This window comes from Promicromonospora noduliphila (genome assembly GCF_056951025.1).
Genome location: NZ_CM167806.1, coordinates 4,403,862 through 4,419,245, shown reverse-complemented (window position 1 = coordinate 4,419,245; position 15,384 = coordinate 4,403,862). Strand labels below are relative to the sequence as shown.

Genomic DNA, 15,384 nt, shown 5'->3' with positions numbered 1-15,384 from the left:
GTGAGGCGGAGCTGGGGCGCGAGAGTCCGTCAGGGCGCGCTGTGGTCAAGGCAAGTCCTGCGGTCAGGCGTAGGCCTCGCAGCCCCATCCATCGTTGTCGCTACCGTCGAGGCGGTGATAGTCGCGCGACCCGACCCAGACGCGCTGGCGGACGTCGTCGCAGTCGAGGTCCGGGTTGGTTGGCGAGACGGGGCACTGCCACCGACCGGCGGAGTAGACGCAGACGGCGTCGGCAGCGCTCGCGGGCTGGAAGAAGTTGCGCTTGCCCGCGTACTTCACGATCCACTTGCCGGAGCGCGTGGCGGTGAACTTGTGGCTGTAGCTGCCGTCGCGGGCGGTCCTGATCGTGCCGACCTTGCGCGGCGCGGTCGAACCGGACGCGTCGAAGACCACGGTGAGCACCTTGGTCGTCGGCGTGGCGCGCCAGCGGCCGTCCTTCTTGTACTTGAGGGTGCCCGCGACGGTGACCGAGTGGTTCTTGGCGACCGGCTCGGGCTTCGCGTTGACGGTGACCCTCGTGTCGTACGCGGGCGCGGCGTACGCGGGCGCGGACGCCGTGACGGCGAGCGCGAGAACACTCACGAGAGCGACGATGCTTCGGCGGATCATAGGGGAGGTAACCCCTTCCAGGGCTCTGGGTGCCCCCGGCTGGGGCACGCTACGAGTTCCAGAGCCCGCTGGCCGCACAATCTGATCCGCTCCGCCCTGACCTCACCCGGGTGATCCCGAGGCCGACGACGCGCTGGGGTGAGGCCGGTCCCAGTGGTTGGGAGCGGCCCGGCGATCGTGAGAGACCGCCGGGGAACTCGCCTCGCGCAGGTGCGTTGCTGTGCGTAGACGATGTCGACTCCGTGCAACACATCCCCGGGAGGAAGTTGTTTTCCTGGAGTCAACGCGCCGCCGACGCGCTGACAGGTTTGGCATACCACTGGTCGGGAGTGGCCCGGCCATCGTGAGAGACCGCCGGGGAGAACTTGCCTCGCGCAGGTGCGTTGCGCTGTGTAGCCATTGTCTACTGACGGCAACACACCTGCGCGAGGCAAGTTCCCCCGGGAGGAGTTATCCACAGCCTCGTCTATCACGCCCGGCGTAGGCGTGCCGGACCGTGCACGATGAGGTCGTGGAACTCGAAGGAACGCACGTGGACGTGGCGCGTCTCGTGAAAGGCGCACGGCACGCCGCCAATCAGACGCAAGCCGACCTGGCCGAGCGGGCCGGCGTATCACGAGGGACCGTCGCGGCGATCGAGACAGGGGCACGCTCTCCGTCGTGGGCGATGCTCTCGACGCTTCTCGCGGCTGCGGGCAAGCAGATGAAGATCGAGCTCGAGCCGCTCGACGACGACCTCCGCCGCGCCGTCACTGCCCACCTCGGTGACACGAGTGCGGCGGACGGCCTGAGCATGACCGTGTCGCTCATGGAAGGGCTGACAGATCTGGAGTACCGCTTCGAGGGCATCGCCGCCGCTGCGGTGCTCGGAGCGCCGATCCCCGTGGAGGAGCCGATCGATCTCGCGCTGCCGGACAGCCCCGAGGCGGCGTCCTGGCTTGCCGGGCTGGTCCGTACGGGGATGACAGTCGTGACGCCCCTCGGGTGGTCGTACCCGATGGATGGCGTCACCACGCCCGAGGGCGTCGCTCGGCTGGTCGAGGCCAGCGAGGAGGGACGGTTCACGCTTGAGATCTGGCTACGGACCTTCAATGTCAGGTTCGCGCCGTCGGAGACCACCGAGCGTGCCGTCGTGGTGATCGGTGAGCACGCGCCGCTTCGGGTCCAGCCGCTGCACGAGATCGAGACGACCGACAAGCACGCCGCGCGCGTCCTGCGGCTCCTGCGCGAGCAGGCGCGGGGCGCGCGCGGCTGAGCCCGGATCTCCCTACAACGACCTCGGACCCCGAAGACCTCAGACCCCGACGAGGTGGCCGGCCAGGTAGCCGACGACCTTGTCGAGTGCCACGCGCTCCTGCTGCATCGTGTCGCGGTGCCGGATGGTGACCGCCTGGTCCTCCAGCGTCTCGAAGTCGACCGTGATGCAGAACGGCGTGCCGATCTCGTCCTGCCGGCGGTAGCGCTTGCCGATGGCCTGAGTCACGTCGTAGTCGATGTTCCAGTGCTTGCGCAGCTCGGCGGCCAGCGTCTCCGACGCCGGCAGCAGGTCCGCCGTCTTGGACAGCGGGAGCACTGCGGCCTTGACCGGGGCCAGGCGCTGGTCGAGGCGCAGCACCGTGCGCTTGTCGACGCCGCCCTTGGTGTTCGGCGCTTCATCCTCGGCGTAGGCCTCCACGAGGAAGGCCATGAGGGACCGGGTCAGGCCGGCGGCCGGCTCGATGACGTACGGGTAGTACTTCTCGTTCGTCACCGGGTCGCGGTACATCAGGTCCTTGCCGGAGTGCTCCGTGTGGGTCTTCAGGTCGAAGTCCGTGCGGTTTGCGATGCCCTCGAGCTCACCCCACTCGCTGCCCTGGAAGCCGAAGCGGTACTCGATGTCCACGGTGCGGGTCGAGTAGTGCGACAGCTTCTCCTTGGGGTGCTCGTAGTGGCGCAGGTTCTCGGCCGAGATCCCCAGGTCCGTGTACCAGTTCGTGCGGTAGTCGATCCAGTACTGGTGCCACTCCTCGTCCTCGCCCGGCTTGACGAAGAACTCCATCTCCATCTGCTCGAACTCGCGCGTGCGGAAGATGAAGTTGCCCGGCGTGATCTCGTTGCGGAACGACTTGCCGATCTGGCCGATGCCGAACGGCGGCTTCTTGCGTGCGGCGGCCGCCACGTTGGCGAAGTTCACGAAGATGCCCTGCGCCGTCTCGGGGCGCAGGTAGTGCAGGCCGGACTCGTCCTCGACCGGGCCGAGGTACGTCTTCAGCATCATGTTGAAGTCGCGGGGCTCGGTCCACTGGCCGCGTGTACCGCAGTTCGAGCAGACGATCTCGGCGAGGCCACCCTCGGGGGCGCGGCCCTTCTTCTCCTCGAACTCCTCGATCATCTGGTCCTCGCGGAACCGCTTGTGGCACGAGAGGCACTCGGTGAGCGGGTCGGTGAACACGCCGACGTGGCCGGAGGCCACCCACACCTGACGCGGCAGGATGACCGACGAGTCCAGACCGACGATGTCGTCCCGGCTCGTGACAATCGCACGCCACCACTGCCGCTTGATGTTCTCCTTGAGCTCCACACCCAGCGGGCCGTAGTCCCACGCCGAGCGCGTTCCGCCGTAGATCTCACCCGACGGGAAGACGAAACCTCGTCGCTTCGCGAGCGAGACGACGGCGTCGAGCTTGGCGGTCTGCGCAGAGCGCACTGACTTGTCGGACACGGGGGTTCTCTCCAGGGGAACAGGCGGAACAATGTCCGCCCAGCGTACCGTCCGGGCAGGTCGAGGCCCGCGCGAAATAGGCGGTCGACGAGCGCGTGACCGACCTCTCCCGGCCGATCTTTGACAACGGTTCTCAACAAGCGTGAGAATCGTTCTCATGATTTCGACTCGCGCCACGGGCGCCACCCTGACCAGCCTCGTCCTCGCCACGACGGCGACCCTCGCGGGCTGCTCGAGCCAGGGCCCCGGCGCCTCGGCCGACGGGTCCGACGGCGTCACCGTGCTCGCGTCGTTCTACCCCCTCCAGTACGTGGCGCAGCAGATCGGCGGCGACCTGGTCACGGTGCGGAACCTCACGCCGCCCGCCGCCGAGCCGCACGACCTCGAGCTCTCCCCTGCGCAGGTTCGCGAGATCGGCACGGCCGACCTGGTGGTCTACCTGTCGGGCTTCCAGGCCGCCGTCGACGAGGGTGTCGAGGCCCGCGCGCCCGAGCACGTGGTCGACGCCGCGGACGCGGCGGAGCTCGTCGAGCACACGGACGAGCACGCCGACGAGCACGCGGGCGAGACCGAGGAGGAGCACGCGGAGCACGCCGAGGAAGGCGACGAGCACGACCACGGCGCCACGGACCCGCACTTCTGGCTGGACCCGAGCCGCCTGGCCGCGGTCGGGCAGGCCGTGGCGGACGAGCTGGCCGCGGTGGACCCGGAGCACGCCGACGAGTACGCCGACGGCGCCCTGCGCCTGGGCCAGCGCCTGGACGAGCTGGACCAGGAGTTCGCCGACGGGCTCGCCGCCTGTCAGGGTGCGACCCTCGTGACGAGCCACACCGCCTTCGGCTACCTCGCCGACCGGTACGCCCTGGAGCAGGTGGGCATCTCCGAGCTCGACCCAGAGGCCGAGCCCTCCCCGGCCCGCCTGCGCGAGATCGGCGAGGTGGTCGAGGCGCGTGGCGTCACGACCCTGTACTCGGAGACCTTGGTGAGCCCGAAGGTCACCGAGACCCTCGCCACCGACCTCGGCGTCGACACCGCGGTGCTCGACCCGCTGGAGGGCCTGTCGGAGGAGGCGGAGGCCTCCGGTGCCGACTACATCTCGGTGATGCAGGACAACCTGGCGGCACTGGAGGAGGGGCTGGTCTGCGAATGACCGACACGACGAGCGAGACCGGCCGCCCCGTCATCGAGGCCAGCGGCCTGCACTTCCGTGCGGGAGCGAGCCACATCCTGCGCGGTATCGACCTGACGGTCGGGCGCGGTGAGGTCGTCGCGCTGCTGGGCCCGAACGGCTCGGGCAAGTCAACGCTCGTGCGGGCGCTGGTCAGCATCAACGAACCGTCCGACGGTACGGTCCGCCTGCTCGGCGCGCCGCTCCGGGCCGGCCGGCGCGGCGCGGCGGTCGACTGGAGCCGTATCGGCTACGTCCCCCAGCGCGCGAGCGCGGGCGGCGGTATCCCGTCGACCGCGCGGGAGGTCGTCGCCTCCGGTCTGCTGCACGGACGCCGCCTGCGGCTCCCGCGCGGCTGGCGGAGCCAGGTCGACGCGGCCCTCGCGCAGGTCGGCCTCGCCGACCGCGGGCACGACCCGGTGCACCTCCTGTCCGGCGGGCAGCAGCAGCGCGTGCTCATCGCTCGCGCCCTGGTCCGCGAGCCGGACGTCCTCATCCTCGACGAGCCGGTGGCCGGCGTGGACGTCGCCAGCCAGGAGGCCTTCGCGAGCACCATGCGGCGCCTGGTCGACGGCGGCCTGACCGTGCTCGTCGTGCTGCACGAGCTGGGCGAGCTCGCCCCGCTCGTCTCGCGCGCCGTCGTGCTGCGGCACGGCAAGGTGGTGCACGACGGCGCCCCGCCGCCGTCCCGGCACGACCACGACCGCGCGGGCCACCAGCACCCGCACGCCGACGACAACGCCCTCGACACCGCAGAGTCCAGGGCCCTCGACCTGGAGGTGCGCCCATGATCATGCTCATGCTGACCGACCCGTTCATGCAGCGTGCCCTGCTGGCCGCCCTCCTCGTCGGCGTGACGGCGCCTGTCGTCGGCACCTACCTGGTGCAGCGCAGGCTCTCTCTGCTCGGCGACGGCATCGGCCACGTCGCCCTGACCGGCGTCGCCCTCGGCTGGCTCGTCGGCGCCGGTATGGGGCTCACACCGAACGACGCGTTGGCGATCCCGGGCGCAGTGATCGCCGCCGTGATCGGCTCCGTGCTCATCGAGGTGGTCCGACGCCGCGGCCGCACCTCCGGAGACCTCGCGCTCGCCATCATGTTCTACGGCGGGATCGCCGGCGGCGTCCTGCTCATCGGGATCGCCGGCGGCTCCTCCGGAAACCTCATGCAGTACCTGTTCGGCTCGATCTCCACCGTGTCGGACGCCGACCTCTGGCTCACCGTCGTGCTCTCCCTCGTGGTGCTGACCGTCGGCGTCGGCCTGCGGCACGCGCTGTTCTCCGTGAGCCACGACGAGGAGTTCGCCATCGCGTCGGGGCTGCCCGTCTGGGCGCTGAACATCGTCGTCGCCGTCGTCTCGGCGCTCACCGTCACGGTCGCGATGCGCGTCGTCGGCCTGCTGCTGGTCAGCGCGCTCATGATCGTGCCGGTGGCCGTGGCGCAGCAGGTCACGCACGCCTTCGGGCGCACCATGCTGACCGCGTGCGTCGTCGGCGTCGTGGTCTGCGTGACCGGCCTTACCATCACCTACTGGTACAACGTCTCGCCCGGCGCGACTATCGTGGTCCTCGCCATCGCCGTGTACGCGGTGGTCTCCCTGCTGGCGCCTCTGTTTGCCCGACGGCGTCCCACGCACGACCCACATCCCGACCTGCCCGACGACGTCGACCTGCCCGCTGCCGCCACCGAACGGGCGGTGGCCGCCGCAAAGGAGTGCCGCTGATGACCGCACGCATGACCCGCCAGCGGACCGCCGTCGTCGAGGCGCTCGACGAGCTCGCGGACTTCCGCTCGGCCCAGCAGCTGCACGAGACCCTGCGCGCCCGCGGCGAGTCCGTCGGCCTGGCCACCGTGTACCGGGCGCTGCAGGCCCTCGCGGAGGCGAGCGAGGTCGACGTCCTGCGCGCCGAGGACGGCGAGAGCCTGTACCGCCGGTGCGCGCGCCGCGAGCACCACCACCACCTGGTGTGCCGGGTGTGCGGCCGGACCGTCGAGATCGACGGACCCACGGTGGAGGCCTGGGCATCGAAGGTCGCGGCGGCCCAGGGCTTCGCCGACATCGAGCACACGATCGAGCTGTGGGGCACCTGCGCGGACTGCCGCGCGTCGTCGGCACGGTGACTTGGGGGGAAACAACTTGCTCCCGGAGGTGCGTTGCACGGAGTAGACACTGTGCACTCTCCGCAACACACCCCCGGGAGCAAGTCGTTTCCCCAAGGGTAGGGAGTCACCGCAGGAACAATTCCGGTGTCGGCTCTACTCGGCCGGAGCGCGTGGCAGGATGCCTCCATGACCTCAGCGCGGCGCTCAGCAGACCGTCGGGGACTGCTGCCCGCGCGCGCCGAGGTGGTGGTGGTCGGCGGCGGCGCGATCGGCGCTTCGGTGGCCTTCCACCTCGCGGAGGACGGCGTCGACGTGCTGCTCCTGGAGGCCGACGAGCTCGCATCGGGCAGCTCGGGCAAGCCCATCGGGGGCGTGCGCGCCCAGTTCTCCGACCCCGCGAACGTCGACCTCGGCAACCGCAGCCTCGAGCTGTACGAGGACTTCGCCAACCGTCCGGGCGCGGACATCGGCCTGCAGCAGCCGGGCTACCTGTTCCTCCTGCCGGACGCCGACGACGTCGCGCTGTTCGAGGAGTCGGTCGCCATGCAGAACGAGCGCGGCGTCGCGAGCCGCATGCTCACCCACGACGCCGTGCGCCGGCTCAACCCGTACGTCGACGTCGACCGGTACGCCGGGGCCGCCTACGCCGCGCGCGACGGGTTCGCCTATCCGCTGGCCGTCGTCGAGGGGTACGCGGACGGCGTCGAACGGCACGGCGGCACGGTCCGCACGCACGTCACGGTGACCGACGTCGAGGCGCGGGGCGACCAGGTTGCCGCCGTCTGGACGAACCAGGGCCGGGTGCGCACGGGCGCCGTCGTGCTGTGCACCGGGGCGTGGACCAGGGACCTGGCGACCAAGGCCGGGCTCGACCTGCCTGTTGACCCGTACCGGCGGCAGATCGGGTTCACTCCGCGGCTGGATCCCGCGCCGCGCCGCATCCCGTTCACCATCGACTACGGGAGCACGTTCTACTTCCACAACGCCGAGCCCGGCTGCCTGCTGCTCGGCATCGCCGACCCCGCGACCCCCATCGCGTTCGAGCGCACCTACGACCCCGCCTGGCTTCCCCTGCTGCGCGAGGCGATCGGAGCCTGCGCGCCCGAGCTGGTCGACGTGCCCGTCGCGCGCGGCTGGGCCGGCCTCTACGAGATGACGCCCGACCACAACGCCCTCATCGGCGAGGCCACGGGCGTACCCGGCCGTGTGCTGTACGCCGCCGGCTTCTCCGGGCACGGGTTCCTGCAGGCTCCGGCCGTCGGCGAGGTCGTGCGCGACCTGTACGCCGGCCGCCCGCCGCGGATCGATGTGTCGGGGTTCGCGGCGGACCGGTTCGTCACGGCCGGCCCCACCCCGCCCACCAGCCCGACGAGCCCGGGGCGACGAGGCCCCGAGGCGAACATCATCTGACGGACAGGAGAGACCGATGTCGGCACCGACATTCCTGGAGCCGTGGCAGCTGAGAGCCGCGTTCGCGCGCAGCCTCTCGGACATGTACGGCAAGGAAGTGCCCGCCTACACCACGCTGCTCGACGTGTCCCATGAGGTCAACGCCGACTTCGTGGCCCGGCACGGCGCGGACGCCGAACGGCTCGGCTCCATCGCGCGCGTCACGGCGGAGCGGCACGGCGCGATCCGCGTCGGCACGCCCACCGAGATGGCGCAGGTGGCCCGCATCTTCGGCGCGATGGGCATGCGTCCGGTCGGCTTCTACGACCTGCGCGACGCCTCGTCCAGCTCGGTCCCGGTGATCTCCACCGCCTTCCGCCCGATCGAGCGCGAAGAGCTGGCCCGCAACCCGTTCCGGGTCTTCACCTCCATGCTCGTCACCGCCGACCGCCGGTTCTTCAGCGCCGACCTGGAACGGCGCCTGGAGAACTTCCTCGGCGCCCGCACGCTGTTCGGCCCAGAGCTGCTGGCGCTCGCCGACCGGGCGGAGGCCGAGGGCGGGCTCCCCGAGGACCAGGCCGCCGACTTCCTGCGCCTGGCCACGGAGGCGTTCGAGCTGTCGAGCGAGCCGGTGGACCAGGCCTGGTACCGCGAGCTGGAGGCGGTCAGCGCCGTCGCCGCCGACATCGGCGGCATCGCCTCGACGCACATCAACCACCTCACGCCCCGCGTCCTGGACATCGACGACCTGTACGCCCGCATGGAGGCCCGCGGGATCACGATGATCGACGCGATCCAGGGCCCGCCCCGCTGGGAGGGCCCCGACGTGCTGCTGCGCCAGACGTCGTTCCGTGCCCTCGCCGAGCCGCGCACCTTCCGCACCGCCGGCGGCGAGATCGTGCGCGACTCCCTGCGCGTGCGCTTCGGCGAGGTCGAGGCCCGTGGCATCGCGCTCACCCGCGCCGGCCGCTCCGCCTACGACGCGGCAGTCGTCGAGATCGACGAGGCCGCCGCCGCAGCCCGCGCCGACGCCCCCGGCTTCACCGAGGCGCAGCGCCAGCAGCTCGCGCGCGCCGTCTGGCAGCGGACCTTCCCTACGACCGAGGCGGCGCTCGCCGACCGGGAGCTGGGCTGGTTCACCTACGAGCTGCGGGATCCGGGCGACGGCGGCGCACCCGTCGTGGTCCGCGAGCCCATCGTGTACGAGGACTTCCTCCCGCGGTCCGCCGCCGGGATCTTCCAGTCCAACCTCACCTCCGACGGCGCGAAGGATGTCAGCCAGGAGGGCACGGACCGGGACGCCGACTGGATGGCCGGCGCGCTCGGCCGCGACCTGAACGACCCCTTCGACCTGTACGCCGACCAGGTGGCCAGGTCGCTCGCCGCAGCCGCCGAGACCCTCGGCGTCGACCCGGCAACCCTCACCACGCCCAACCGCACAACGGGAGCACCACGATGACCAGCACCACCACCCACAGCCCGCTGACGACCGAGCTGCGGGACGCCGCCCTCGCCGCACTGGAGCGGCTGGGTGCCACACCTCCGGTGGTCGAGCCGGCGGCGGCCGGGACGGGCCTGCCCGTGGTGTCGCCCCTGTCCGGGCAGGCGCTGCTGGAGCTCCGGAAGGACGGCGCCGCCGAGGCGGCCGGGATCGTCGGGCAGGCGGCCGAGGCCTTCACGACCTGGCGTTCCGTGCCGGCCCCGGTGCGCGGCCAGGTGATCAAGCGCCTGGGTGAGCTGCTCACCGAGCACAAGGCCGACCTGGCCGAGCTCGTCACCATCGAGGCGGGCAAGATCACCAGCGAGGCCCTGGGCGAGGTCCAGGAGATGATCGACATCTGCGACTACGCCGTCGGGCTGTCGCGGCAGGTGGGCGGGCGCACCATGCCGTCGGAGCGCCCGGGGCACCGCCTCATGGAGACGTGGCACCCGATGGGCGTGGTCGGCGTGATCAGCGCCTTCAACTTCCCGGTAGCCGTCTGGTCCTGGAACACCGCCGTCGCGCTGGTCTGCGGCGACACCGTGGTGTGGAAGCCGAGCGAGACGACCCTCCTGTCCGCCGTCGGCGCCGCCGCACTGCTGGACCGGGCGCTGGCCGAGGCCGGGTTCCCGGCCGGCGTCTCGCGGCTCCTGCTGGGCGACCGCGAGGCCGGCGAGGCCCTGGTGGCCGACCGGCGCGTCGCGCTCGTCTCGGCGACCGGCTCGGAGCGGATGGGCCAGCAGGTCGCGCCCGTCGTCGCGGCCCGCGGCGGAAAGTACCTGCTGGAGCTGGGCGGCAACAACGGGGCGATCGTGGCGCCGTCGGCCGACCTCGACCTCGCCGTGCGCGGCGCGGTCTTCGCCGCGGCCGGCACGGCCGGCCAGCGCTGCACGTCGCTGCGCCGCCTGATCGTGCACGAGTCGATCGTGGACGACGTCGTGGCGCGGCTCACGAAGGTCTACGCCGGGCTGCCGGTGGGCGACCCGCGCACGGAGGGCACGCTGGTCGGCCCCCTGGTCGACGCCGGCGCGCGCGACCGCATGCTGGCCGCCATCGACGAGGCCGTCGCGGCGGGCGGCGAGCTCGTGGTGGGCGGGACGGCGGTCACGGTGCCCGGCGCCGAGGACGCCGCGTACGTGCACCCGGCGATCGTCCGCATGCCGGCCCAGGCCGACGTCGTCAAGCGGGAGACGTTCGCGCCGATCCTGTACGTGCTGACCTACGCGGAGCTGTCCGAGGCGATCGCCGTGCACAACGACGTGCCGCAGGGGCTCTCGTCGTCGATCTTCACGCTCGACGTGCGCGAGGCCGAGACGTTCCTGTCGGAGGTCGGCTCGGACTGCGGCATCGTGAACGTGAACATCGGCACCTCCGGGGCGGAGATCGGCGGCGCGTTCGGCGGCGAGAAGTCGACCGGCGGCGGCCGCGAGTCCGGCTCGGACGCGTGGAAGCAGTACATGCGCCGCGCGACGAACACGGTGAACTACTCGACCGAGCTGCCGCTGGCCCAGGGCGTCAACTTCGGCTGACCGGCCCGCCGGCCGGGAGCGGCCCGGCCCCCCGCGTGGGGCCGGGCCGCGCCGTCGTCAGGAGACGGCGGCCGGGACCGCCATGAGGGAGCCGGTCTCGGTGGTCGGGTCGGTGCTCGGGGCGTACCTGGTCACCGAGGCGATGGAGACGCCGAGGCGGGCCGCCACCTCTTCCACGCTGAGGTTCTGCGCCCAGCGCAGCACACGGATCTCGCTGATCTGCGCCGTGGTGAGCGGCGCACCCGGGTCCGCGGCCGGGGGCGTGGCTTCCTCGGTAGCGGGAGTGTCCCAGTCCGTGGTGGCGGCAGGCTCCACCGGCCGGACGGCGGGCTGCACGGGCGCGTACTTGGCCTCCAGGCGCACCCGCTCGGCGACGATGGGCTCGGGGGCTACGGTCTCGGCGGCTACGGTCTCGGCGATACGGGCCGGGGCCGGGGTGGCCGGGGCCGGTTCGGGGACGGCCGGCGCGACCGGGGCCGCAGGGGCGACGTCGGCCTCGGCCACAGGAGCCGGAGAGACGTCGGACGTGATCTGCCTCGGCGGGTCGGGCAGCAGTGCTTCAGCTCGCGCAGAGTCCGGCAGCACAGCCGTCTCCGGCAGCAGCGGGAGCGGCTCCCGCGCGACCGTCGTCGGCATCCACTCGCCCGCTAGCGACGCGGCCTCCTGGACCACATCGCGGATCGTGCGTTCGGACTCGAGGTGTGGGCGCGTCACCTCCGCGGTGACGGCAGCCGGCACGTGGCGGTGGACCCGCGTCACCGCGGCGTTCACGTCGGCGATGCGGGCCGCACGCTCCTCCGGGGGAGCGATCTGCGCCAGGCGGACCGCGTCTAGCATGTCCAGCACGGCCGTCTGCCGGTCGTTCTCGATCTGGGCCTGCCGGTCGAGATAGCGCGCGCTCGACGCCGACTGGAAGAAGAGGTGCACCGCGATCGCCGCCAGCACGGGCGCGACGGCGCGCGAGATGGCGAAGATGCCCTCTCCGAGCAGCCAGCCGTGCCATGCCGCGAGCGCGCCGGAGAGGATGCCGACGATGATCGCACCGCCGAGCCAGCGACCGTGCCCGGAGATCGGCCGGCCGGTCTCGAGTGCCCGGTCGGCGCGGCGTCGTCCCTCCCAGGCCAGGCCGATCACCAGTGCCTCGTAGGCGACGCCGAGCGCGTAGCCGAGCTCCGGCCCCTCGTACTCCGCGATGGTGTGTGACATGCCGATGTAGGCCCAGGCCGAGAGCCCGAAGGCACCCAGGGCGAACCCCGGGTTCCTGCGGGTGTCAGCGATGACCGCAGGAACGCGTCTGGTGCGTTTCTCCGATGCCATGGTGGGTATGTCCCTTTCCGTCAGAACAGCTGGGTGGGCTGGACGGCTGGGCTCGCGAGTGGAGTCCGGGCCGTCCTCGTCGTCCAAGGCTGATCTTCGTCTACTTTGTGCTCTATGCGCTCTTCGCACCGAAGATCGACTTCAATCTTTTATCGAAGTTCGTCCCCGACCGCCTACCACGCTGGCGGTATTCACCCGGCCGGGACCCGCTCGTCCGGCAGTGTGACCGCGCCCGACGTCCTCGTCCGGGCCGCCGCCGTCAGCCGCCGCTGACGCTCAGCTCGGCCTCGCGCAGCCTCGCCTCGAACTCCTCCGACAGGTCGCGCGAGTCGAGCCAGCCGTACGGCAGGTGCGGCGTCTTGGGCGTACCGGCGCGGCCGCGCGGGCCCTCGGCGTCCTCGCCGGGGTACGGGGCGTCCAGGTCCAGGGCGTCGAGCCGCTCGCGCAGCTCGGCCAGCGTGCTGACGAGCGCGAGCGAGTGCCGTGCCTCGCCGCCGACGGCGTAGCCCTTGAGGTACCAGGCCATGTGCTTGCGCAGGTCGCGCATGCCCTTGCCCTCGTCGCCGTCGAAGTACTCGATCATGAGCTGGCCGTGCCGGTAGATCGTGTCGGCGACCTCGCGCAGGCCGGGCCGGACGCGCAGGTCCGAGCCGTTGAACGCGGCGGCGAGGTCGGCGAACAGCCAGGGCCGGCCCTGGCAGCCGCGCCCGACGACGACGCCGTCGGCCCCGGTCTGCTCGACCATGCGCAGGGCGTCCTCCGCGGCCCAGATGTCGCCGTTGCCCAGCACCGGGACCGTCCGCACGGCCTCCTTGAGCCGCGCGATGGCCTCCCACTCGGCCTGCCCGGAGTAGTGCTGCGCGGCGGTGCGGGCGTGCAGCGCGACGGCGGCGGCGCCGAGCGACTCGGCGATCCGGCCCGCCTCGAGGTAGGTCAGGTGGTCGTCGTCGATGCCCTTGCGCATCTTGACCGTGACGGGCACGCCGTGCGGCTCGGCCGCCTCGACGGCCGCCTTGACGATGTCGGTGAAGAGCTGCCGCTTCCACGGCAGCGCGGCGCCGCCGCCCTTGCGCGTCACCTTGGGCACGGGGCAGCCGAAGTTGAGGTCGACGTGGTCGGCGCGGTCCTCGCCCGCGATGATCCGCACGGCGGCGCCCACGGTGGCCGGGTCCACGCCGTACACCTGGGCGGAGCGCGGGGTCTCGTCGTCGCCGAACGTGACGATGCGCAGCGCCTCGACGTTGCGCTCCACGAGCGCGCGGCTGGTCACCATCTCGGCGACGTACAGGCCCGGGTCGAAGCCGGTGGACCGCCCCGCCTCGCGGCACAGCGTGCGGAAGGCGCGGTTGGTCACTCCCGCCATGGGCGCGAGCACGACGGGCGTGCGCACGGTGATCGGCCCGATCCGCAGCGGCGCGAGCACGGGGCGGGCGGCGGCGTCGGACGGCGGGGCGGAGTCGAGCACGGAGGTCACGGCTCCCATTGTGTCGCACGCCGTCGGGAGCCCGCAGCGACGCGGGCCACAGCCGTGCCCAGGTCTCAGCCGCGGACCGCCGGGAACTCCCCGGTGACCGACTGCGCGTCCTGCCAGCACCGGATGCCGTCGACGCCGGGCAGCAGGTCCCGCGTGAACACCGGGTCCTTCCCGGCGCGCCGCTGTCGCGTGTAGTCCCGCAGCAGCCGGAACGCGATGCCGGACAGCAGCGCGATCGCCACGAGGTTCACCAGGGCCATCAGCCCCATGATCCCGTCGGCGGTGTCCCAGATCAGGGCGGAGTCCAGCACCGACCCCCCGAAGATGGCGGCGACGACGAGCACGCGGTACCCGGTCAGCACGGTCGGCGAGGTGCTGATGAACTCGATGTTGGACTCGCCGTAGTAGTAGTTGCCGAGGATCGAGCTGAAGGCGAGCAGGAAGATGATCACCGCGAGCAGCCAGCTCGACCACGACCCGAGGCTCACCGCCAGCGCCGTCTGGGTGAGGCCGATCCCTGCGGACGCGCCGGCGAGGTCCGGGGTGGAGACCAGGATGATGAACGCGGTGATCGAGCACACCAGGAAGGTGTCGAAGTAGACGCCGAGGGTCTGCACAAGACCCTGCTTCACGGGGTGCGTCACCGCCGCGCTGGCGCCGGCGTTGGGCGCGGAGCCGAGCCCGGCCTCGTTGGAGAACATCCCGCGCTTGACGCCCTGCAGGATGACCGTGCCGATGGCGCCGCCGAAGACCTCCCGGGCGCCGAACGCCTCGGTGAAGATCGTGGCGAGCACGTCGGGCACCCGCTCGATGTTGAGGCCCACGGTCACCAGCCCGACGACGAGGTACAGCACGGCCATCGCGGGGACCACCGACTGCGTCACATGGGCGATCCGGCGCACGCCGCCGAACACGACCAGCCCGGTCAGCGTCGCCAGCACCACGGCGACGATCCAGACCACGGCGCTCGGGCCCGCACCGGAGCCGGCGACGGCGGCGTCCAGCGTGGCGGCGATCGTGTTGGCCTGCAGCGACGAGAACGCGAACGGGAAGCAGGCGATGAGGATGACGGCGAACACGATGCCCATCCACCGGGCCTTGAGCCCGTACTGCATGTAGTAGGCGGGGCCGCCGCGGAAGCCGTCGGCGTCGCGCACCTTGAAGAGCTGGCCCAGCGTGGACTCGACGAACGACGACGCGCCGCCGACGAATCCCATGAGCCACATCCAGAACACCGCCCCTGGCCCGCCGAGGGCGATGGCCGTACCCACGCCCGCGATGTTGCCGACGCCCACGCGGGACGCCGCGGAGACGGTGAACGCCTGGAACGCCGAGATCGACTGCGGCTCGCCGTCGGCGTCCTTCGGGGTCTTGTCGGTCAGGGTCCGGAACATCTCCGGGACCAGCCGGAGCTGGACCACCCCGCTGCGGATCGTGAACCACAGGCCCAGCACCGCCACGACGGGAAGCACGGCTCTGGTCCAGAGCAGGTCGCCGGCATCGAGGATCCAGGCGTCGAGCGTCTCCATCAGGCCAGCATGCGGCCGGACGCCGCGGCGCGCCGCCCGGCCGCATCTTTTGCCGCCTCGTTCTCCGCATGGTTGTAATTGATTG

At 71.7% G+C, this 15,384-nt stretch carries 13 protein-coding genes; 8 read left to right on the top strand and 5 right to left on the bottom strand.

The features are described 5' to 3' along the window. Positions 1-63: 63 nt before the first annotated feature. Positions 64-582, bottom strand: coding sequence for a hypothetical protein (locus AC0QU1_RS19375; protein ID WP_483571645.1), 519 nt, complete (start codon positions 580-582; stop codon positions 64-66). Positions 583-1,120: 538 nt separating this feature from the next. Here AC0QU1_RS19375 and AC0QU1_RS19370 point away from each other — a divergent pair. Continuing rightward, on the top strand, positions 1,121-1,864 hold the full coding sequence (locus AC0QU1_RS19370; RefSeq protein WP_483571644.1) for a helix-turn-helix transcriptional regulator: 744 nt from the start codon (positions 1,121-1,123) through the stop codon (positions 1,862-1,864). Positions 1,865-1,903: 39 nt separating this feature from the next. On the opposite strand, the gene AC0QU1_RS19365 is transcribed toward AC0QU1_RS19370, so the two are convergent. Continuing rightward, on the bottom strand, positions 1,904-3,310 hold the full coding sequence (locus AC0QU1_RS19365) for a glycine--tRNA ligase (RefSeq protein WP_483571642.1): 1,407 nt from the start codon (positions 3,308-3,310) through the stop codon (positions 1,904-1,906). Positions 3,311-3,467: 157 nt separating this feature from the next. On the opposite strand from AC0QU1_RS19365, the gene AC0QU1_RS19360 reads away from it, so the two are divergent. The 7 genes from AC0QU1_RS19360 (at position 3,468) to amaB (ending at position 10,979) form a co-directional block, all read left to right on the top strand. Then, positions 3,468-4,460 (top strand): metal ABC transporter substrate-binding protein, encoded by a 993-nt coding sequence (locus tag AC0QU1_RS19360; RefSeq protein ID WP_483571640.1) that lies wholly within the window; start codon positions 3,468-3,470, stop codon positions 4,458-4,460. Beyond that, complete coding sequence (locus AC0QU1_RS19355) at positions 4,457-5,269, top strand: metal ABC transporter ATP-binding protein (RefSeq protein ID WP_483571639.1); 813 nt, start codon at positions 4,457-4,459, stop codon at positions 5,267-5,269. Before AC0QU1_RS19360 ends, AC0QU1_RS19355 begins: the two co-directional genes overlap by 4 nt. Then, complete coding sequence (locus AC0QU1_RS19350; RefSeq protein ID WP_483571638.1) at positions 5,266-6,201, top strand: metal ABC transporter permease; 936 nt, start codon at positions 5,266-5,268, stop codon at positions 6,199-6,201. The genes AC0QU1_RS19355 and AC0QU1_RS19350 overlap by 4 nt, the downstream gene beginning before the upstream one ends. Continuing rightward, positions 6,201-6,599: a Fur family transcriptional regulator gene (locus AC0QU1_RS19345; RefSeq protein WP_483571637.1), complete on the top strand. Its 399-nt coding sequence runs from the start codon at positions 6,201-6,203 to the stop codon at positions 6,597-6,599. The genes AC0QU1_RS19350 and AC0QU1_RS19345 overlap by 1 nt, the downstream gene beginning before the upstream one ends. A 168-nt stretch (positions 6,600-6,767) precedes the next feature. Then, positions 6,768-7,991: an NAD(P)/FAD-dependent oxidoreductase gene (locus AC0QU1_RS19340; RefSeq protein ID WP_483571636.1), complete on the top strand. Its 1,224-nt coding sequence runs from the start codon at positions 6,768-6,770 to the stop codon at positions 7,989-7,991. 16 nt (positions 7,992-8,007) lie between these two features. After that, positions 8,008-9,429, top strand: coding sequence for a 2-oxoadipate dioxygenase/decarboxylase (hglS, locus tag AC0QU1_RS19335; RefSeq protein ID WP_483571635.1), 1,422 nt, complete (start codon positions 8,008-8,010; stop codon positions 9,427-9,429). Beyond that, positions 9,426-10,979 carry an L-piperidine-6-carboxylate dehydrogenase gene (gene amaB, locus AC0QU1_RS19330; protein WP_483571634.1) on the top strand — a complete coding sequence of 518 codons (1,554 nt, stop codon included), beginning with the start codon at positions 9,426-9,428 and terminating at the stop codon, positions 10,977-10,979. The genes hglS and amaB overlap by 4 nt, the downstream gene beginning before the upstream one ends. Positions 10,980-11,036: 57 nt before the next feature. Here the strand turns inward: amaB and AC0QU1_RS19325 are convergent, their stop codons facing one another. From AC0QU1_RS19325 to AC0QU1_RS19315, 3 genes are all read right to left on the bottom strand, one after another. Continuing rightward, complete coding sequence (locus tag AC0QU1_RS19325) at positions 11,037-12,296, bottom strand: hypothetical protein (protein WP_483616277.1); 1,260 nt, start codon at positions 12,294-12,296, stop codon at positions 11,037-11,039. Between the two features lie 259 nt (positions 12,297-12,555). Then, entirely contained in the window at positions 12,556-13,779 is a 1,224-nt protein-coding gene (gene dusB, locus AC0QU1_RS19320) for a tRNA dihydrouridine synthase DusB (protein ID WP_483571631.1), read from the bottom strand. A gap of 56 nt (positions 13,780-13,835) precedes the next feature. Further along, positions 13,836-15,299 (bottom strand): alanine/glycine:cation symporter family protein, encoded by a 1,464-nt coding sequence (locus AC0QU1_RS19315; protein WP_483571629.1) that lies wholly within the window; start codon positions 15,297-15,299, stop codon positions 13,836-13,838. Positions 15,300-15,384 lie beyond the last annotated feature (85 nt).